This is a genomic window from Kitasatospora sp. NPDC001309 (genome assembly GCF_042896295.1).
Classification (GTDB): Bacteria; Actinomycetota; Actinomycetes; order Streptomycetales; family Streptomycetaceae; genus Kitasatospora.
This window is the reverse complement of record NZ_JBIAXC010000036.1, coordinates 74,018-92,291: the sequence shown is the minus strand read 5'-3', so window position 1 is coordinate 92,291 and position 18,274 is coordinate 74,018. Positions and strand designations below refer to the sequence as shown.

The 18,274-nt window shown below is 70.5% G+C and carries 20 protein-coding genes; 12 read left to right on the top strand and 8 right to left on the bottom strand.

What is annotated here, in order from left to right; genetic code table 11:
* The first annotated feature begins 132 nt into the window (after positions 1-132).
* Positions 133-567: an STAS domain-containing protein gene (locus tag ACFY2K_RS30530; protein WP_387715774.1), complete on the top strand. Its 435-nt coding sequence runs from the start codon at positions 133-135 to the stop codon at positions 565-567.
* Positions 564-797: a DUF6296 family protein gene (locus ACFY2K_RS30525; RefSeq protein WP_387715771.1), complete on the top strand. Its 234-nt coding sequence runs from the start codon at positions 564-566 to the stop codon at positions 795-797. The genes ACFY2K_RS30530 and ACFY2K_RS30525 overlap by 4 nt, the downstream gene beginning before the upstream one ends.
* Before the next feature lie 118 nt (positions 798-915).
* Here ACFY2K_RS30525 and ACFY2K_RS30520 read toward each other — a convergent pair whose 3' ends face one another.
* Positions 916-1,377 (bottom strand): hypothetical protein, encoded by a 462-nt coding sequence (locus ACFY2K_RS30520; RefSeq protein ID WP_387715768.1) that lies wholly within the window; start codon positions 1,375-1,377, stop codon positions 916-918.
* A gap of 595 nt (positions 1,378-1,972) precedes the next feature.
* On the opposite strand from ACFY2K_RS30520, the gene ACFY2K_RS30515 reads away from it, so the two are divergent.
* From ACFY2K_RS30515 to ACFY2K_RS30485, 7 genes are all read left to right on the top strand, one after another.
* Positions 1,973-3,277, top strand: a complete 1,305-nt coding sequence (locus ACFY2K_RS30515) for a beta-ketoacyl-[acyl-carrier-protein] synthase family protein (RefSeq protein WP_387715765.1) — start codon at positions 1,973-1,975, stop codon at positions 3,275-3,277.
* Positions 3,278-3,338: 61 nt separating this feature from the next.
* Complete coding sequence (locus ACFY2K_RS30510) at positions 3,339-3,860, top strand: hypothetical protein (protein WP_387715762.1); 522 nt, start codon at positions 3,339-3,341, stop codon at positions 3,858-3,860.
* A gap of 314 nt (positions 3,861-4,174) precedes the next feature.
* Positions 4,175-4,579, top strand: a complete 405-nt coding sequence (locus ACFY2K_RS30505) for a hypothetical protein (protein ID WP_387715759.1) — start codon at positions 4,175-4,177, stop codon at positions 4,577-4,579.
* Positions 4,580-4,881: 302 nt separating this feature from the next.
* Positions 4,882-6,009 (top strand): hypothetical protein, encoded by a 1,128-nt coding sequence (locus tag ACFY2K_RS30500; RefSeq protein ID WP_387715756.1) that lies wholly within the window; start codon positions 4,882-4,884, stop codon positions 6,007-6,009.
* Positions 6,010-6,286: 277 nt separating this feature from the next.
* Positions 6,287-6,622: a hypothetical protein gene (locus ACFY2K_RS30495; protein ID WP_387715753.1), complete on the top strand. Its 336-nt coding sequence runs from the start codon at positions 6,287-6,289 to the stop codon at positions 6,620-6,622.
* A 686-nt stretch (positions 6,623-7,308) separates the two neighbouring features.
* Positions 7,309-7,842, top strand: a complete 534-nt coding sequence (locus ACFY2K_RS30490; protein WP_387715750.1) for a hypothetical protein — start codon at positions 7,309-7,311, stop codon at positions 7,840-7,842.
* Positions 7,843-7,860: 18 nt separating this feature from the next.
* Positions 7,861-8,025: a CinA family protein gene (locus ACFY2K_RS30485; protein ID WP_387715747.1), complete on the top strand. Its 165-nt coding sequence runs from the start codon at positions 7,861-7,863 to the stop codon at positions 8,023-8,025.
* A 111-nt stretch (positions 8,026-8,136) separates the two neighbouring features.
* Here ACFY2K_RS30485 and ACFY2K_RS30480 read toward each other — a convergent pair whose 3' ends face one another.
* The 4 genes from ACFY2K_RS30480 to ACFY2K_RS30465 all read right to left on the bottom strand — a co-directional run bounded on the left by ACFY2K_RS30480 (position 8,137) and on the right by ACFY2K_RS30465 (position 11,714).
* Positions 8,137-10,470, bottom strand: coding sequence for a molybdopterin oxidoreductase family protein (locus ACFY2K_RS30480; protein ID WP_387715744.1), 2,334 nt, complete (start codon positions 10,468-10,470; stop codon positions 8,137-8,139).
* A gap of 48 nt (positions 10,471-10,518) precedes the next feature.
* Positions 10,519-10,992, bottom strand: a complete 474-nt coding sequence (locus tag ACFY2K_RS30475) for a hemerythrin domain-containing protein (RefSeq protein WP_387715741.1) — start codon at positions 10,990-10,992, stop codon at positions 10,519-10,521.
* A gap of 60 nt (positions 10,993-11,052) precedes the next feature.
* Complete coding sequence (locus tag ACFY2K_RS30470; RefSeq protein WP_387715738.1) at positions 11,053-11,253, bottom strand: hypothetical protein; 201 nt, start codon at positions 11,251-11,253, stop codon at positions 11,053-11,055.
* A gap of 137 nt (positions 11,254-11,390) precedes the next feature.
* A complete protein-coding gene (locus tag ACFY2K_RS30465; protein WP_375892189.1) occupies positions 11,391-11,714 on the bottom strand; it encodes a plasmid stabilization protein in 324 nt (107 codons plus the stop codon).
* 304 nt (positions 11,715-12,018) lie between these two features.
* On the opposite strand from ACFY2K_RS30465, the gene ACFY2K_RS30460 reads away from it, so the two are divergent.
* The 3 genes from ACFY2K_RS30460 to ACFY2K_RS30450 all read left to right on the top strand — a co-directional run bounded on the left by ACFY2K_RS30460 (position 12,019) and on the right by ACFY2K_RS30450 (position 14,729).
* On the top strand, positions 12,019-12,579 hold the full coding sequence (locus tag ACFY2K_RS30460; RefSeq protein WP_375892191.1) for a hemerythrin domain-containing protein: 561 nt from the start codon (positions 12,019-12,021) through the stop codon (positions 12,577-12,579).
* Positions 12,580-13,543: 964 nt separating this feature from the next.
* Positions 13,544-14,098 (top strand): type 1 glutamine amidotransferase domain-containing protein, encoded by a 555-nt coding sequence (locus ACFY2K_RS30455; protein ID WP_387715733.1) that lies wholly within the window; start codon positions 13,544-13,546, stop codon positions 14,096-14,098.
* 205 nt (positions 14,099-14,303) lie between these two features.
* Entirely contained in the window at positions 14,304-14,729 is a 426-nt protein-coding gene (locus tag ACFY2K_RS30450) for an SsgA family sporulation/cell division regulator (RefSeq protein WP_387715730.1), read from the top strand.
* Between the two features lie 155 nt (positions 14,730-14,884).
* Here ACFY2K_RS30450 and ACFY2K_RS30445 read toward each other — a convergent pair whose 3' ends face one another.
* The 3 genes from ACFY2K_RS30445 to ACFY2K_RS30435 all read right to left on the bottom strand — a co-directional run bounded on the left by ACFY2K_RS30445 (position 14,885) and on the right by ACFY2K_RS30435 (position 18,117).
* The gene (locus ACFY2K_RS30445) at positions 14,885-15,889 is read right to left on the bottom strand and encodes a DNA topoisomerase IB (RefSeq protein WP_387715727.1); all 1,005 of its coding nucleotides are present in this window, start codon (positions 15,887-15,889) and stop codon (positions 14,885-14,887) included.
* A gap of 14 nt (positions 15,890-15,903) precedes the next feature.
* Complete coding sequence (locus ACFY2K_RS30440; RefSeq protein WP_387715724.1) at positions 15,904-16,869, bottom strand: SDR family NAD(P)-dependent oxidoreductase; 966 nt, start codon at positions 16,867-16,869, stop codon at positions 15,904-15,906.
* Between the two features lie 63 nt (positions 16,870-16,932).
* The gene (locus ACFY2K_RS30435; protein WP_387715721.1) at positions 16,933-18,117 is read right to left on the bottom strand and encodes a zinc-dependent alcohol dehydrogenase; all 1,185 of its coding nucleotides are present in this window, start codon (positions 18,115-18,117) and stop codon (positions 16,933-16,935) included.
* Positions 18,118-18,274 lie beyond the last annotated feature (157 nt).

Genomic DNA, 18,274 nt, shown 5'->3' with positions numbered 1-18,274 from the left:
GCGCGACTGGACACTCGACGGCACCGAGGCCCTCCACGGGCGCAGAGCCGGCATCCGGCACTCCACACCGTGCACGGCCTACGACCACACCGCCGCCGCGCCGACTCCCCGCCACGAGGTGCGGTGAGTGCGATGACCACGCCCCCCGGATCCGGCCGCCGCAAGCACGCCGGCCCCCGGCATGTGCCCACGCCACGCCTGCGGATCACCACCACGGCGGCACCAGGGGGCACGGTGATCGTCCGCCTCGACGGCGAGGTCGACCAGGACGACCGCCCCCAGCTGGACGACGCCCTCACCGTGGCCCTCGACAAGCGCCCGAACCGGCTAGTCGTCGACCTGGCCGGCCTGACCTTCTGCTACTCCGTGTGCCTCAACGCCCTGCTCACCGCCCGCCGGACCGCGAACGCCGTCGGCGTCGTGATGGCGCTCGCCGCCCCGCTGCCCCAGACCGTGCGGGTCCTGGAGCTCACCGGCGTCGACGAGGTCTTCACCCTCTACCCCAGCGTCCGCGCAGCCCTGGCGGGCGCCCCTGGCCAGAAAACCGAGCGAGGAGAGCGGCCATGAACGCCCCATCGCGCTACGCGGTCACCCTGCCGGGAGTACCCGGCCGACACGGCCCGCCCGAGGTCGTCCTCGTCCACGCCACCGGAGAGACCACTGCCGACGGCGCCCTGGTGTACGCCGACGCGGCCGGCACCTTCCGAGTGGAGATCATCGGCGAGGTGGCGCGCCCGCTCGCAGAACCGACCGGGCCGGGCCAGCACGCCTGCCTGCACGCCGTCCCGATGCCCTGACCCTTTTCCGCGGCTACAGCTGCCATCGACGTCCGAATCGGGTACCACTGGGCTATCAAGACCCGGCCCAGACGGTTCGGCTCTCCGTCGACGACACGTCGCGGTGCGCGGCGGCGGATCACTTCGGCCGTGTTGAGAGGCTCCGCAGTGTCGGAGAGAAATGGGTGCGGTAGGACCATTTCCATGCTTCGTAGATTTCGCGGCCTCGGTGCTGCTTGGCAAGATGCTTGAGCCATGTGTGGACAACTACATCATCCTGCGTCGCATTTCTGCCGATCTCATTCGTCATTCTCGCTGCGAGATGGAAGTCTTGCGGGCTCACGATGTTGAGATCGACTTTGATCTCGTCGACCTGGAATACGAAGAGAAATCTCTCACTTCCGGTGAGCCGCGTTCTGGTCTTCTTGTACTCCGCTCTCGCCGTCAGCAGGCTACGAAGACCGGATAGGTCCGAGCATGGGTTGCAGGCGAATAGGTCGACATCCGATTCGGGAAGCACGCTTCCGGCATGACTGGAGCCCATCGGGTAGGACTCTGAGCCCAGCCACTCCGATGCCACCCGGCGGGCCTCCTCCTGCACTTTCGAGAATCTGCGCCGGTGGTCTGCAAGCGAGTCGAAGAAGTCGGTGGCGCGCCGCAGTTCCTCCGACTGAAACGCGGGAGGGTGGATCCATCCGGCACCGAGAGCCTTATCGAGGTCTGATTCACTCTGCGAAGGCGCCAGCCCCCGCTGTCGCTCAGCACAGGGATGGGCGGTTGTTCTCGTCTGCAGAGCGCTGCCTTGGAAATTGTTCCAGAATTCGCGGGCCGGGAATCGGCGGCGAGCGTGGAATTACGGGGCGAGAGGAGCTGTCCGAGCGCGGCCGCGACGGCTCTTCACAACGGGACCCATCTCGCTATAACGCCGCAATCGCCACGGGTGGCGGCTCGGCCGTTCAAGGTAACAAGGTGCGCAGAATATGGCGAGTTGATGCCATGTCAAGCAGCCTCGTGAAGATCACCGGATGCCCGGCTCGCGCGCGTGAACCACTGGGCAGGACCAGCTCGTTTCGTCGGGCCGCGCGGCCCCGGCGGCCATGTGTGAGAGCGACGGGATTCTCTACACCATGTGATGATCTTGTGTCTGGTTCGGGTATCTTCGATGTTCACCCCCCCCGCGTAGGAAAGATCATTCCGTGGCAGACCAGACAGGTGTCCCTTCCCAGCGTGGCAGCAGCCTGGCTTCCCACGAACGCCGCAGGGTCGTCGTTACTGGAGTGGGCGCCATCTCGCCGCTCGGGGCGGACGCGTCCGAGACCTGGCAGGGCCTGCTGGAGGGCAGGTGCGGCGTCCGGCTCCTGGAGGGCGGGGAGTTCGACAGTCTCCCGGTGCGGGTCGTGGCACCGAGCGCGGTGGAGCCTGCCGAGCGGTTGACACGCGCGCAGGCGCGCACGATGAACCGCAGCTCGCAGTTCGCGCTCCTAGCCGCGCGCGAGGCCTGGGCGGACGCCGGGTTCGATCCCGCCGATGCGCGCGAGGGCGCGGTCGATGCCCGGCGGGTCGGGGTGTCGATGGGCACCATCATCGGCGGAGCGCCCGTGCTGGTGTCCGCCGACCGCGCGCTGGAGGCACGCGGAGCGCGGCACGTGCCCCCGCACACCGCGCCTATGGTGGTACCGAACGGCGCGGCCGCCCAGGTCGCCATCGACCTCGGGGCCCGCGCCGAGGCCAGGACCGTCGTCGCCGCGTGCGCGTCCGGCACCGAGGCAATCGGACAGGCGATCGACCGAATCCGCGGCGGGCACGCGGACGTAGTTCTGGCCGGCGGCACCGAGGCGGTCATCACCCCGGCCGTCCTGGCCGCCTTTACCGCCATGCGAGCCCTGTCCTGCGTGGAGAATCCCGAGGACGCCTCCCGCCCCTTCGACAAGGACCGGGCCGGCTTCGTCCTCGGCGAGGGCGCCGGCATGCTGATCCTGGAGGCCGAGGAGCACGCCCTCGCACGCGGCGCCAGGATCTACTGCGAGGCCGCCGGCTGGGGTATCTCCGCCGACGCCCACCACATGGCCGCGCCCCGGCCGGACGGCGAAGGCATAGTGGACGCGATCACCAAGGCGCTGACCGACGCAGGCGCCACACCAGACGACGTCGCACACGTCAACGCCCACGCCACGGCCACCCCGAACGGGGACACCGCCGAGGCCGTGGCCCTGAGCAAGGTCTTCGGCCAGGCGGTCAGCACCATCCCCGTCACCGCTCCCAAGGGAGCGCTGGGCCACATGCAGGGCGCCGCCGGAGGAGTGGAGGCCGTCGCAACCGTTCTGACCCTCCACCACCAGCTCATCCCCCCGACCGTCGGCTGCCGCAGCACCGACGAAGGCAACCCGCTCGACATAGTCACCGGCGTGCCCAGGACACTGGCCGGCGGCGACGTGGCACTGAGCAACTCGTACGGTTTCGGCGGCCACAACGCCGTCGTCGCGTTCCGCCGCACCGCCTAACACCCATGAGCGGCCCGCGCGCCGCAGCCCCTAAACCACCAAGATGTTATGGAATGCCTCCGTGACCGCCCACAACGCGCCAGACGCGGAGACCTTCACGCAGATCCTGCGGCTGCTGCACATCCCCGACCCGGTCATCCCCGTCCAGACCTACGAGGCGACGGCCGACCAACACGCTCTGCGCACGGCCTGCCTGGCAGCCGCGGCCTACGGCGCCGCCGCTGGCGAGGCCGCGTTGGCGGAAATCCGGATGCTGAGCAGTGGCGCGGACCTGGACGAGGTCACCGCCAGCCGCGCGGCCGTGCTGCCCGCAACCGGCACCCCCGACCAGTTGCCCGCCATCTGGTACTGGCAGGTCTCCCAACTCGCTGGACAACTACGCGTCCTGCGCAACAACGCCGACAGTGACCATCGGTTCATCAACGCCGCCAGCGATACCGCGCGTGCCCTCATGCTGCTCTTGCAAGCCGAACTCGACCGGGGCTCCCAACCCGCCGCTGCGGCCCACGCCCTCATCGAGGCCGGTGAGACGCTCGCCCGCGCCCGCGCCCAGATCACCAACCCGGGCGGGCAGCCCAGCTGACCACACCTCACCCCTGACGGGGGTGACCCGCGTCGGCTTCGGGATGTCGGACTTCGAGCTTGGTTGCACGCCAACCACGTTCCGACTACCAGCTAACACTGGTGATGGGCAGTCAAATCGGCACGGAAAGTGATCCAGCGCTCGTTTTCAGCCGTTGCCGACACAGCCTCCGACCGCCGTGGCTGCCGCTGGCCCCTCCCAGCGATGAGTACGAGCCGGAGCTTCCGCCAGCTGCAAGGGAGAAAACCCGACATCGTTCTCGTCGTTGTCCGGTTGCGGCCATGGTCCATCGAGCGGCACCGAGCGACTGCGCTATGACAGCGACCAACGACGCGCTTGACCCCCTCGTCGCCGCCCAACAACGGTGGCAGCACATCGAGGACCAACTCCACGCCATCGAGCGGCAGATGCGCGAGGAGAGCGCAGCCGCCCTCGCCGCCATCGACGCCTGCCTCGCACGCCTGGATGACCTGCACACGGCCCTCCAGCGACCCGAGGCATGGAGGGAGGCAGACCCAGGCCCCACGGCCGATTCCTCGACGGGGCGCCCGCCAGAGGTCGGCCACACCCGCACACCGCCGGGCTCGCTCTACAGCTACGGCACGTGGCACCTCGCCAACCACGGGCACGCGCCGGGCGCCGGCACTCGTCAGGCCGCCCGGATGCAGCCCATCGCCCCGGCGGCGAAGGCCAGGGCGTGCAAGGAGGGCCACCAGTGACCTGCGGGGCCTTCCTCCACCGCGCTGGGGCCGAGCACGATGGCGCCGGCCGCCTGTCCCATGGCCGCGGCGGCTGGTTAGGGCCTAGTGAGCTTTCTAGCCGGTGGCGCGCGCACGGCGCCGCGGGTCGACGGCCAGCGGCCTGGCCATACGCCTGTTCGGTAGCCAGGCGGTTTCGGACAGTGGTTGATCGTGTTCTGGACAGACGGTCGGATCTTCGCGTTAGACGCATGGCCGCGCCGCCACCCTGGTGTTGCCGCGGCCGAGGGGAAGGCCCGCGATAGCCGGGAGAGCCAGGGACCGTGTCGAAGACCGGCCGCAACGTCGAATCACTCGTCCTCGAGCTGTCCGAGGTCCGCAAGCAGTTGGACGGGCTTCCCGGCCAGCTCCAGGAAGCCGTCAGCGGGCTGCTCGTTTCCGTCCGGGCCGAACTGACCGAGCACCGCGAGCGGTTCATCGGAGTCCTGCGGGCCGAGCAGAGCCAGGCCGCCGGGCTCCGCAAGGACAATGCCGCCCAGCAGCACCGGATCGAGGAACTCCTCGCCGAACTCGGCCAAGCCCGCCTCGACCTCGCCCGCACCGCAGTCCCGGTCGGCCCGCCCGACCCGCCCGTCGAGGCGCAGGAGGAAAGCCGCGCCCAGGCGGAGCTGGCCGGGCCGGAGGCCGTCGACAGCAAGGATCTCGTCCGCACGGCGCCCGAGGCCAGCGAACCCTTTCCGGTCCAGGATTCGCCCACGACCACGACCATCACCAGCGCGCAGGAGCCGACCGTGAACGAGCCCATCCCCCAGCCCGGCGCCGAGGACGTTCCCCCGGCCGTCCGCGACTACATCCACCAGGTCCTGGCCGAGCGGCTCCACGCCGCCGCGGCGCCGCAAGAACCAGCCGCCGACGAACCGGCCACGCCGCAGCAGGCCCGCGCCGGGGTCCCCGAGCCGCGGATGGGCGCAGGCGGTACCACCGACCTCATCCCGCCCGCCCTGGCCTGGCCCGCCCACGTCGCCACCCTGCGCAAGGCCTCTGCCGTCAACGAACTCGCCATCGCCTGCCACCCGCACACCTGGGAACTCCTCTGCGACCAGGTCCGCACCACCGGCGACGACAACCGAAACCCGCACTTCGCCGGCCCTACCGGCCCTGGCCGCGAGCAGCGCCCCGGCTGGGAACGGGGCGGCGCCGAGACCGGCAAGCAGGACGACAACATCCTGTCCGGGCGCAGTACGGTCTCCCTGCTCAACGCCCTGCACACCACGGTGCACCAGGGCCTGGACGCACACCGCGGCATCGAGACCTGGTCGATCGCGGTCACCGCGTACGAGCGGATCGCCGAAGTCGTCAACGCCACCCGGCCCACCGCCGCACCCCAGGACGGCCCGGACGACCGGCCGCGCGTCGTCCTGGACGACCGCAGCGCCAACTCCGCTTCCTGACAGGTGAAGCCGGACACGTAACCTGAGGGTGGGACCCTCACGTCGACGAGCGTGAGGGCCCCACCGTCTCTCCCGGGCCGTGCTGGGATCGACGATCCGACCGGCCGCCCACTTCGCGCCGACGGCGCCGGTGACCCTGCCAAACTGGCGGTCACGACGGTTCCCGAGCGGCGCCCGTACTGGAGCTGCGGCATCATCGGATGGCCCCGGGCACGTCCGCTACTCCGAACGCCGCCACAAGCGTGCGTCGGCCTCACCAGACGGTCACGCTGGGTGAATGGACACTGTCGTCGTGCTGGAGCTGGACACGCCGAGCAACATCCGGGTCCTCCAACCCGACCGCACACCGGCGAATCCCGACCAGCCGGTGCTGCGCGCGCACATCGCGCCCGCCAAACCGTCGGGCGCCTGCGGCCCTCTCACCATGTGCGGTCTGGACACCTCGGACATGGCGCTCGCCCCGCAGCGGCCCACGTCCGCCGGACGGCGCTGGCACATCTGCACCACGTGCCAGAGCGGAGCGAACACGGCCGTCTCCCCCGCCACCGTCGACACCGCCACCGTCCTGTCATCTGGCTGCAGCGAGTCCGCGAACGGCGCCGACCCCGATTGACTCCTGGCGTCCACTGACGGCGCACGATGGCTGACAGCCGGCGGCGGTGTGCGGACCGGCTGCGGGCCGTCGGTGGTTTACCCAACCGCCTCAGCGGGGCGATACCCGCCCCCACGTTCTGGACACGGAACTACCCAGGGGCAGTGTTCCGAACCGGACCCGGCGAAGGACCGACACGGGCATGGCGGGTGAGGGGACCGACGACAGAACAGGCAATTGACGGTGCCGCGGAGCGGGCAGCAGTCGCCGCAGTAGTGGACCGAGACCGGCTGCGCACCGCCGCCGAACACTTCGCGCGGCTCGCGGAGCCCCGCCGACTGGCTCTGCTGACCATCCTGCGGTCTTCCGGCCCGATCCCGGTCTCCGATCTCGCGCAGGCCTGCCAAGTCGCTCCGGCCGCCGCCTCGCAGGCGGCGCCGGCTGCTCCGGTCCCCGGGCGGTCGCTGCGGTCAAACAGGGGCGCGTGGTCCGCTACGAACTCTACGACGCGGCGCTGCGGCGGCTCCTGGACGAATAGTCGTCCCTGACGAAGTCGGCCCCTCCGCCGGCCGTCGTGGCCGTTGGCGGTCAGCGAGCGGCTAGCTGCAGCGCGCGGCAGGATGAGAGAAGGGGATCATTCTGCACCGGCCCTGCGCCGCCCTTTTTGCGCGGCATCCCCGTGGTCGGCCTCACCGGGAGGAGCTGACGTGTCGCCCCAGCACTTGGCCGAGCCCCTGCACGTTTACCTGAACGACCACCTGACCGGTGCCTTCGGAGGCGCCGCTCTGGCCGACCGCATGGCCCGCACGCACCCCAGCCGCCGCGCGGACGACCTGAGGCGCTTGGCCCGCGACATCGAGCAGGACCGTGACGCTCTGGTGAGGATCATGACACGGCTCGGCGTGCCGGTGCGGCGCTATCGGACCTGGCTCGGCCTCGCCGGTGAACGCCTGGGCCGGCTCAAGCCCAACGGGACCGTCCTGCAGCGCTCCCCGCTCAGCGATCTGATCGAGTTGGAGGCGCTGCGCACCGGCGTCGAGGGCAAGGCCGCACTGTGGCGGGCGCTGCGCGCCATCGCCGACAGCGATGAGCGCCTGGACCGGGTGGAGCTGGACCGGCTCGCCGAGCGGGCCGCCGAGCAGGCCCGTACGTTGAACGGCTGGCATGACGCGGTCAGCGCCGCTGTCCTCGCGCCCCGGCCCGGCCCGGGACCAGGCGCCGGTCCGGACACCGTCTTGTAAGCGGCTCCCCGTTGGTGAATGACGTCGGCCAGGGCCGGGTCGGACACAAGCTGTATGGCGGCGCTTCAAGCGGCCGGAAGCGCCCTGGCCGTGGCGGAGCAACTCAACGATGGCCTGCTGGCCCTTGCGTGGGCCGATGCTCCGGGCGCGAGCGAGACGTTCGCCGGTTCGGTTACGGCCTGAACCCATGACGCCGAGCACCGTGTACTCGCCGTCTCACGGGGGCAGTTGGAGCGCGAGAGCCGTGAACGCCGCTATCGTCCGGCAGATGGCTTGAACTGATGGGCACTGCGTTCAGCGATGGTCGAGCCGGGCCAGTCTGGCGGTGGCGGTCTTGAAGACGGGCTGGTTGGAGGCGGGGTCGAGGCGGGTGGGGATGAGTTCGTTTGCAGCCCGGTCGTGGCGCGGCGGGCTGCCCGGGTGGTCGGGGCCGTGGTCCCAGTAGCCGTAGTGGAACGGCAGGAAGAGCAGGCCTTCGCGGATCCCGGTGATTCTCACCCGGGCGGTGACGGTGCCGCGGGCTGTGGTCACGGCGGCCATGTCTCCGTCGGCGAGTCCGTGACGGTGGGCGTCGGCCGGAGAACACTCGACCCACATCTCGGGGGCCGCGCGTTGCAGTTCGGGGGCCCGGCCGGTCTTGGTACGGGTGTGGAAGTGGTAGATGGTGCGGCCGGTGGTCAGCCACAGCGGGTACTGGTCGCCGGGCTGCCCGGGCGGCGGCTGGTAATCGGCGGCCCGAAGGACAGCTTTGCCGTGCGGGTTGAGGGCACGGTATTCGGATTCGGTGGCTGGCTCACCGGTGTTGAGGTCGCGGCCGTAGGTCTCGCAGGTATCAGGGTGGGCCCAGAAGCGGCTGTCGGCGTACAGGCGCTGGGTACCGAACGGGAGGGCGGGGGTGGCCGGCCACTGGGTACCGCCCTGTTCGCGCAGCAGTTGGTAGCTGAGGCCGGTGTAGTCGCATGGGCGGCCGGCGCTGCACCGCTGCCAGGCGGCGAAGGCGGACGGGGCGTCGTGCCAGGTGATGAGTGGGTGGTCGGCGCGGTCGCGCAAGTCCATGCGGCGGGCAAAGTCGAGGAAGATGTCGAGGTCGGCCCTGGCCCTGCCGGGCGGGTCGACGGCCTGTTCGGAGAGGTGGACGGTGCGGTCGGCGTTGGTGAAGGCGCCCGTCTTCTCCCCCCACGTCGCGGCCGGCAGCACCACGTCGGCGAGCGCGGTGGTCTCGGTGGGGAAGATGTCCTGCACGACGGTGAAAAGGCCCGGGGAGGCCAGGGTTTCGCGGATCCGGGCGAGGTCCGGTAGGGAGACCGCCGGGTTGGTGGCACTGATCCACAGGAATTTCAGCACGCCGGTCTCGGCGAGGCGGAAGATCTCCAGCGCATGGGTGGGCGGGCCGTCGTGGTCCAGGACGGCAGGGTCGACGTTCCACAGGTCGGCGAGCTCGGCGACATGGTGCGGGTTCGCCCAGTTGCGGAAGCCCGGCAGGTCGCCGTTGGCACCGCACTCGCGGGTGTTCTGGGCGGTGGGCTGGCCATTCATCTGCAAGACACCGGCGCCGGGGCGTCCGAGCTGCCCACGCAGCAGGTGCAGGTTGTTGATCTGCACTGCGCTGGCGGTGGCCTGGTGCGATTGGTAGACGCCTTGGAGCACGGTGGACACGAGCCGGTCGGTGCCGGCGATCAGCTCGGCGGTGCGGCGGATTTCCGCCGCCGGGATGTCGCAGATCCGGGCGGCCCACTCCGGCGTACAGGAGGAGACCCGCTCGGCGAGGGTGTGGAAGCCGACCGTGTGCGAGGCGACGAAGGCGTGGTCGACGCAGCCGGTGGTGATGATCTCGTTCAGGAGGGCGTTGAGCAGGGCGAGATTGGTGCCCGGCCGCGGCGACAGGTGGATGGCCGCCTCGCGCGCGGTGGGCGTCGGACGGGGGTCGAGGACGAGCAGCGCGGGCGGGTCGGCGCCGTGGAGCCGGTCGAGGATGCGCATCCATAGCACCGGCTGGCACTCGGCCACGTTGTGTCCCCACAGGGCGATCACCTGGGCATGGTCGATGTCTTGGTAGGAGCCGGGCTGGCCGTCGCAGCCGAACGACTCCTTGAGGGCCTCGCCCGCCGTAGCGGTGCACAGCCGGGTGTTGCCGTCCAAGTGGTTGGTGCCGATCCCGGCCCGGGCCAGGACGGTGAGCGTGTAGTACTCCTCCAGGAACAGCTGTCCCGAGGTGTAGAAGCCGACCGCCCCCGGTCCGTGCTCTTCGAGGACGGACCGGCACCGCCCGGCGACGGTGTCCAGGGCCGTGTCCCAGTCGGTTTCCGCCAGCCGTCCGCCGGCGCGGATCAGTGGTGCGGTGAGCCGGTCGGGTGAGGCGTTGGCCTGCCAGCCGAACAGGTCCTTGATGTCGAGGCGGCCATGGTTGACGCGGTCGCCTGCGCGGCCTCGGACTCCGACGATCCGCCCGTCGCGGACCGCGATGTCCATGGCGTCGCCGTTGGAGTGCAGCAACGACGCGGAAGGCACCCACCGCTCCACGTCGCCTTCGTCCAGGCCTTCCGCCAGGTGGAGGTCCACGCGGGCGGGCCAGGGGTTGCCCGGCGCGTACGGGGTCCTGGCGCCCCACAGGTCGGTGGTCCGGTCCATGACGGTGAGCTCCTCCCGTCTGCCTGCCGGGGTATGACGAGGCTGTTCCTACTTGGTGGCGCTGGGGACCCTCAGCGGGTCGCGGGTGGCGGTCTTCTTGGCCTCTTCGAGCTGTTCGCCGAGTTCCACCAGCCGGTTGCGTCCCATGGCCTTGCGCACCTGCGGGAACCAGTCCTTTTCCTCTTCCTCGACGTGGTGGCGCACGTTCTCCATCAGCACGGTCATCTTGGCGTCGAACCGCTCGTCCTTGGGGTCCAGGCCGGCGAGCTCGGACAGCATCCACACCACCACGTGGTGTTCCTCGACGCTCTCCAGCACGTGGTCGGTGGTGTCCGGCGCGGCCTCGCGGGCCGCGGGGTAGAACACCGTCTCCTCGCTCACGGCGTGCACCGTGAGTTCCTCGATCACCTGGTCGGCGATGCGGCGCTTCTCCGCGTACGCGCCGTCGCCGGCCTTCTCGTACGCCCTGAACAGCTTCTCCACCCTCTTGTGGTCGTCCTTGAGCAGAACGATCGCATCCATCACAACCTCTTTCCGTCGCGCCAGTGTCGTAGCGGGACACCCGGCGTTGGGGGCCGCCGGTCAGGGGGCCTGGGTGCCGGCCGCGGGCGGTTCAGGTACCCCGTCTTCCTCGGCGTCCTTGTCTGCGTCGTCGGCCTTGGCCCGGACGTCCTTCGGGGTGGGCGCCGTGATGCTGCGCTCCTCCGCCGACCGCTCCCGTACCGTGCCGTCGTCGCGCGGGGCATCGTCCTCTTCGTGGGTGTGTGCGTTGTGAGTGCTCATGGCATCGTCCTTCTCGTCAGGTCAGGCGGCAGGTCCGGCGCTCGACCCCGGCCACCCGGATCGTCCGGGGCGTCCGACGCGGGACGGGCGCGGAGGATGGCCCCGCCCCCGGGGGGCGGCCTGCGGCCCGTCGCCGGTCAGTGGCCGAGGGCGTCGGCGAGTTCCTTCTTGTTCATCTTCGAGCGGCCGTGGATGTTGCGCTGCTTGGCCTCGTTGTACAGCTGCTCCCTCGTCGGCCCCTGGGAGCCGGAGTGCGAGCGCAGTCCGCCGCGCCTGGAGGAGGAGATGTCGTGAGTGGAGGAGCGGCTGGCGGTCTTCGACTCGCCGTGCCGGGCCCGTTCCTTGTTCACGGTCCGGGCCGCGATCTCCTTGGCCCGCTTCTGGCTCTCCCCGCGCTCCAGCGCGCTGTCCTTGATGTGCTCGTACTGGCGTTCACGTTTCTTGCTCGAACCGGCAGGCATGGCTCCTCCATCTCGCGGCTTCGTCGCGTCTACCCCGAACGTAAGACGCCGCTCGTCCACACGCCCGCACGGATCCGGCGGCCAGGCCCTGCCGGACCAGGCCCGGCGCTCGCCACAACGGGCTCCACACGGGCACGGCACAGGCGCCATCCGATGCCGGGGCCCGTCTGGCGAAGGTGTTCGCGGCGGGCTCCGATCGGGTGAGGTGCCTTCGCTGGTGCTCGCACCGCCCGCATCGTCGGGGATCACTACCCGACCGGCCGGAGGGACCCGGCCCGGAAAGCAACCAGCGAAAGGACATGTCATGGGACACGGCGGAAACGCGATCGACGAACTGATGACCGACCACCGCGAGGTGGAGGAGATGTTCGCCCGGATCCAGGCCATGACCGGCGACGGACAGCAGCTGCGTGACGCGGTCGACGAGGTCACCATCGAACTCGTACGCCACTCCGTCGCCGAGGAGCAGTACCTCTACCCGGCGGTACGCGAGCACATCCAGGGCGGCGACCGCCTCGCGGACAAGGAGATCGCCGACCACGGCCGGGTCGAGAAGCTCCTCAAGAAGCTGGAGAACACGAGGACGGACGACCCGCAGATGAGCCCGCTGCTGCAGCAGCTCATGGACGAGGTCGCCGCTCACGTACAGGACGAGGAGAGCAACCTCTTCCCGATGCTGCGCCGGGCCTGCACCACCGAGCAGCTGGACGACCTCGGGGACAAGATCCGCCGGGCCAAGTCCATGGCGCCGACCCGCCCGCACCCCGCCGCACCCGACACCCCGATGGCCAGCAAACTGCTCGCCCCCGGTGTCGGCCTGGTGGACCGGGCCCGTGACTTCGTCACCGGCCGCGGCAAGTCCTGAACCCCGACTCCTAGCCCTGGGGTCGGACCGCGCACGGCCGGTCCGGCCCCAGCGCCCGGCCAGGGGCGTGACGCGGGTCATGCCGGTCGGGCACACCTGCCGCCTCAACGCCACAGGCGGCACCCCTCTGCCCCAGCGAAACCGGGCACCTGGTCGTCCCGGGCGCGCGGCGATGTACCGCTTACCTGGGCGAGCCCCGGCTGGCGCCGAAAAAATCACCTGGCAGAAACGATGCGCGGGCCAGACCGCCGGGCTGTCAACCCAGGGGGCCGCCCCGGCCGTCGGTGTCGCCGTGCTCCCGCGTGGCCTCCTGGCGGGCGGCTGTGCGGCGCAGCACCACGTGGGGCAGGACGAGCCGCCCGCCGACGGCGGGTCGCTCACTCCTGTTCCACGGGCATGACGCGACGTACCCGGCCTCCGTCCAGCTCTACGTCGACCGGCAACACCGGACGCAGCCAGCGCACCACGGACCGCGCGCCGGAATGTGGTGGGTGCAGACGTTCGGCGATCGGTGCCCGTAGTTCCGTGCTCTCCTGCTCGGACCGCTTCTGGACCACCACCCGCCGTCCGTCCGTGAGCAGCACCAGCAGTTGGCGCGGCTCACCGTGTCCGTCTACAACTCCGATCACCCAGCCCCTCACCGCGGACCGCCCCGGCATGGTTCCAGGTGAAGTGACAGAGGCATGGGCGGTCTCCCTCCGGGTACGTCGCAATCCTCCGAGGATGCCAGCAGGCGTTCGGCGTAACCAAGCAGGCGGATCCGACTTCCTCTCGGACGAGGTCGGCCGCGTCCGTCCTGCGGCTCTCATCGAAGGCGGGCACCGAGACACTGTGCCAAGGTGGGAGCGTCGGGTGGGTGCCCCCGGCTGGCAGGCGCGGATCCGGCCAACGGAACGGGACCGACTCGTCACAGCCGGCGCTATTGCCGTCGGCGCCCCTGATCGGCTGAGAAGAGGAGCCCTCCGTGGTCACGTTGCAGGGAAAGAGCGTCGCGTTCCTGGTGGCGCCCGAGGGTACCGAGCAGGTCGAACTCACTGCGCCCTGGCAGGCCGTTCAAGAGGCGGGCGGCACCCCCTGCCTGGTGTCCACCCGAAGCGGCAGCATCCAGGCCTTCAACCATCTCGACCGCGGCGACACCTTCAAGGTCGACGCCGTGGTCGCCGACGTCTCCGTCGGCGATTTCGACGCGCTCGTGCTGCCCGGCGGCGTGGCCAATCCGGACGCTCTGCGCACGGACGCGGACGCGGTGGCCTTCACCAAGTCGTTCTTCGCCGCGGGGAAGCCGGTAGCCGCTATCTGCCACGCCCCGTGGACACTGATCGAGGCCGACGTGGTTCGCGGGCGCAACCTCACCTCCTGGCCGAGCCTGCGCACCGACCTGCTCAACGCCGGCGCACACTGGGCCGACGAACAGGTCCGGGTGTGCACCGACGGCCCCAACATCCTGGTGAGCAGTCGCAAGCCGGACGACCTGCCCGCCTTCAACGACACACTGGTCACGGTCTTCGCCACAGCCTGACCGAGCCACGCCGGGAGTCGGCCTTGTCACAAGCGCTGGCGAAACGCTGAGCTACGGCGCGACCCGATGGAGTCGATGTGCTCCGGGTGTAGGGGACTTGTGCATGCTCTGGCAGCACTGGACTGCTTGAGGAGGCGCCGGGTAGGCGCCCGCCCGACCAGGCGGGCCGCCCAGATCGGGTCCGCTGCTGCAGCAGGAGGGTTCGTTGGCTCAGAAGTCCGCTGTGTGCCTGATGCCCGTCACGTTCCCCGACAGCTCCCTGCCCGATGTCCCGGTCGACGTCGAGCTGCGGTTCAACACCACCCTTCCGTACGCGGCATGCCTGGCGTTCCCGCTGCCCCAGTCCGACTGCGCCGGGCCGGACGCCACGGTGTGCTGGTATTTCGGCAGGGATCTGCTGAATGAGGGGCGTCACGCCCCAGCCGGCGACGGAGATGTCACGGTCCAGCCGGGGCCCGCGGGCGAGCTCCTCATCACCCTGCGAGGTTCCGGCTGCCAGGTGGCGCTCAGTGCCCCGCAGGACGCCGTGGTCGCCTTCCTCGCAGACTCCTTCACCCTGGTGCCCGCAGGATCGGAGTCCGAATACCTCGACGTCGACGCTGTCCTTGCCCGGCTGCGCGCGGGCGGCTGACCTCGGCTCTGGGCATTCGCGACCAGCTCGGCCAGCTCCTCGTGCGCGACACGGAAGTCGTGCGGGTCGACAGGGACGTGGGCTGAGTTCCGCTGCGTCCGCGATCTGCCCCTGCGACTGCGGCACGGGTGTGCGCGAGGACGGGGAGCCCGTTCTCAGGTGAGCAACGCGCGGACGGCGTCCTCGACAGGGCCCTGCGTTGCGACCGGTGCGCCGCCCCGGCCGAGCTCGCCGAGGGCCGGGGCTACGGTGACGCCCTCGTCGAAGAGTTCGATCAGCCGCGGATTGACGTACGAGGCGCGGCACACGGCAGGGGTGTTGCCCAGGTAGTGCGCCACTTCCCGGATGACCCTGGCGGCGGCCCGCTTGCGCGCGGCCTGCGAGCCGTCTGCCACCGGCTGTGACACCGCCAGCCCGACCGCCGCCAGTACGGTGGCGTTCCAGGTCCGGAAGTCCTTGGCGGTGAGGTCGGTGCCGCTGACCTCGTGCAGGTACTCGTTGAGGTCGCTCCCGTGGACCTCGTGCCACTCCTGGCCCGAGCGATGAACGAGTAGCCGGTCACCGGGGTGGCGGCTGTGCAGCAGCGCGCGCACCACCCTGCGGGTCTGAGGGTCGGCCAGGGCCGCGACCCGCCGCCGGCCGGACTTCGCGGGGTAGTCGAAGCGGACCTCGCCTCGCCCCAGAGTGATGTGCGAGCGCAGGATGGTGGTCAGGCCGTAGGAGCCATTGTCCCGGGTGTAAGCGTCGGACCCGATCCGGAACAGGCCTAGGTCGAGCAGCCGGACCGCGCACGCCAGGACGCGCTCACGCACCAGACCGCGCCGCAGGAGGTCCTGCTCGACGGTCGCGCGCAGCTTGGGCAGGCAGGCCGACGTCTCCAGGACGTGTTCGTGCTTGGCCTGGTCGCGCAGAGCCCGGAAGTGCGGGTGGTAGATGTACTGGCGGCGGCCGGCCGCGTCCCTGCCGACGGCCTGGAGGTGACCGCTGGGATCCGGGCAGATCCACACGTCGGTCCAGGCCGGAGGAACGGCCAGCGCCTTGATCCGGGTCAGTTCGTCTCCGTCCACCGGAGCGCCGTCGGGCGTCAGGTAGCGGAAGCCGCGCCCGTGCCGCATGCGCCGGTACCCGGGCTTGTGCGGGTCGCTGGTTCTCAGGCGCACCGGTCGCCTTCCTCTCAGGGCTCTGTGTTCGGGCGAGGCTCGGCGAAGCGCGCGCCGGCCCGGTCGCCGAGGACGGTGACCCACGTCGGCAGGTCCGATAGGTCAGCTGCCTCGGCGCCTTGGACGTCGTGGCGCGGCGTGTCCCCGGCGTCGGGCAGGGTCCGGGCGACGAGTGCGAGCAGCCGGGCGGTAATGGCGGGTGCGAGCCCCTGCATCCGGACACCGACCTTCGCCGCGGGTGTGAGGACCAGCTCGGGGCGGCGCCGCTCAGCGGCCCGGACGATCGCGCGAGCTGCCCGCTCGGCGTCCATGGAGAGCAGCGGAAGGCTGGCGGCAGCGGCGAACCATCCGTACTCGGCTCCGGGACGGCCGTGGAAGTGCGCAGCTGTGTGCGATCCGGTGCGCATCAGTCCCGGCAGGACGGTGGTGACGCTGACCCCTGTGCCCGCGAGTTCCGCCCGCAGCCCCTGGGAGAAGCCCGCGGCGGCGAACTTGGCGGCCACGTAGGGCAGCAGGTGGGGCGCGGGGATTCGGCCGCCGACCGACGAGACGGTCACCACGGTGCCGGCGCCGCTGGCCCGCAGGTCGGCAAGGGCGGCCAGGGTCAGGCGCAGCGGCGCGAAGTACATGGTCTCCATGGCGTGGCGGAAGTCCTGTTCACGCAGGGCTTCCAGAGGCCCGACCTGGATGATTCCGGCGTTGTTGACGAGGATGTCGAGCGGGCCGAACCGCTGGTGCACCGCGTCCAGGAGGCGCCCGGGGGCGTCGGGGTCGGTGATGTCGCAGCTGATCGAGGCGACAGGGGATCCGCTGGTCCGCAACTGCCGTTCGGCCTGGTCAAGGGAGTGCGCGTCTCGGGCACAGAGCATCACGCGGGTGCCGTGGCGGGCCAGTTCCCGGGCGATGAGCAGGCCGAGCCCTCGGGAGGAACCGGTGACCAGGGCGGTGCGGCCCGCGAAGCGGTGCGATGGTGCGGTCATGGCGGACTCCCAGGTTTCGGGGCTGGAGTCAGATGCGCTGGTCGTGGACGAGCCGGCGGGTGCTCAGGGCTTGAAGAGGATCTTCACCGCGCCGTCGTGCTTCTTCTGGAACATCTCGTACGCCGCCGGAGCTCGGTCGAGGGGGAGGTGGTGGGTGGCGAAGGTGTCAACGCCGAGCGGGTCGTCATCGGTGAGCAGCGGGAGGATTTCACCGGCCCAGCGGTGCACGTTGGCCTGGCCCATCCGCAGTTGTATCTGCTTATCGAACATGGTGAGCAGGGGCAGCGGGTCACTCTGGCCGCCGTAGACGCCGGACAGGGAGATCGTGCCGCCGCGCCGCACGATGTCGATGGCGAGGTAGAGGGCGTGGAGGCGGTCGACGCCGACGTGTTCCATCATCCTGGCGGCCAAGGCGCTCGGCAGCAGGTTGGTGGCCTGGGCGGCGAGCTTCGCTGCGGGCGAGCCGTGAGCCTCCATCCCGACGGCGTCGATGACCGCGTCCGGGCCGCGCCCTGCGGTGAGGCCGCGGATCGTTTCTGCGAGGTCCTTGCTGTGCTCGCCCAGGTCCAGGACGTGGACGCCCCGGCCCCGGCCGCGCTCAAGGCGTTCGGGGACCCGGTCGACGCCGATGACCTGGGACGCGCCGCGGTGCAGGGCGATCCGGCAGCTCATGTCGCCGATCGGCCCCAGGCCGAGGACTACGAGGCTGCCGCCCTCGGGCACGGCCGCGTACTCGACGGCCTGCCAGGCGGTGGGCAGCACGTCGGACAGGAAGACGAAGCGGTCGTCGGCGGGCCCGTGAGGTACCTTGATCGGCAGGTTGTTCCCGAACGGGACGCGGAGCAGTTCGGCCTGCCCACCCGGGACCTGGCCGTAGAGCTTGGTGTAGCCGAACAGCGCGGCGCCGCTGCCGTACTCCCGCACCTGGGTGGTCTCGCACTGCGACTGCAAGCCCTGCCCGCACGTGTGGCAGATCCCGCACGAGACGTTGAACGGGATCACCACTCGGTCACCCGCCCTGACGGTGGTGACGTCGGGCCCCACCTCCTCGACCACGCCCATGGGTTCGTGGCCGAGAATGTCGCCGACATCGAGGAAGGGGCCCAGCACCTCGTAGAGGTGGAGGTCGGACCCGCACAGTCCGCTGGCGGTCACCCTGATGATCACATCGGTCGGATCCTTGATGGCCGGATCAGGAACGGTGTCGACACGGACGTCTCGCCTGCCGTGCCAGGTCAAGGCCTTCATCGTCACTCCTTACGGGGCCGTACCTACTCGCTGCCCCAGCGTGTGTCCGCATCGCGGTGCGCGAAACGGGCGCGCGCCTGCCGGAGACAGCTCCGGCCGGCCGAAGGCCTCGGCTCGGAGGCCGGGGCCGGGGGCCTGGGGATACGCGCCGCGGTCG

Bases quoted from the DNA above. Each gene is read 5' to 3' on its own strand.
- ACFY2K_RS30530 (WP_387715774.1), top strand. From the start codon at position 133: ATGACCACGCCCCCCGGATCCGGCCGCCGCAAGCACGCCGGCCCCCGG.
- ACFY2K_RS30525 (WP_387715771.1), top strand. From the start codon at position 564: ATGAACGCCCCATCGCGCTACGCGGTCACCCTGCCGGGAGTACCCGGC.
- ACFY2K_RS30505 (WP_387715759.1), top strand. From the start codon at position 4,175: ATGACAGCGACCAACGACGCGCTTGACCCCCTCGTCGCCGCCCAACAA.
- ACFY2K_RS30495 (WP_387715753.1), top strand. From the start codon at position 6,287: ATGGACACTGTCGTCGTGCTGGAGCTGGACACGCCGAGCAACATCCGG.
- ACFY2K_RS30485 (WP_387715747.1), top strand. From the start codon at position 7,861: ATGACGTCGGCCAGGGCCGGGTCGGACACAAGCTGTATGGCGGCGCTT.
- ACFY2K_RS30480 (WP_387715744.1), bottom strand. From the start codon at position 10,470: ATGGACCGGACCACCGACCTGTGGGGCGCCAGGACCCCGTACGCGCCG.
- ACFY2K_RS30475 (WP_387715741.1), bottom strand. From the start codon at position 10,992: ATGGATGCGATCGTTCTGCTCAAGGACGACCACAAGAGGGTGGAGAAG.
- ACFY2K_RS30470 (WP_387715738.1), bottom strand. From the start codon at position 11,253: ATGAGCACTCACAACGCACACACCCACGAAGAGGACGATGCCCCGCGC.
- ACFY2K_RS30465 (WP_375892189.1), bottom strand. From the start codon at position 11,714: ATGCCTGCCGGTTCGAGCAAGAAACGTGAACGCCAGTACGAGCACATC.
- ACFY2K_RS30460 (WP_375892191.1), top strand. From the start codon at position 12,019: ATGGGACACGGCGGAAACGCGATCGACGAACTGATGACCGACCACCGC.
- ACFY2K_RS30440 (WP_387715724.1), bottom strand. From the start codon at position 16,869: ATGACCGCACCATCGCACCGCTTCGCGGGCCGCACCGCCCTGGTCACC.
- ACFY2K_RS30435 (WP_387715721.1), bottom strand. From the start codon at position 18,117: ATGAAGGCCTTGACCTGGCACGGCAGGCGAGACGTCCGTGTCGACACC.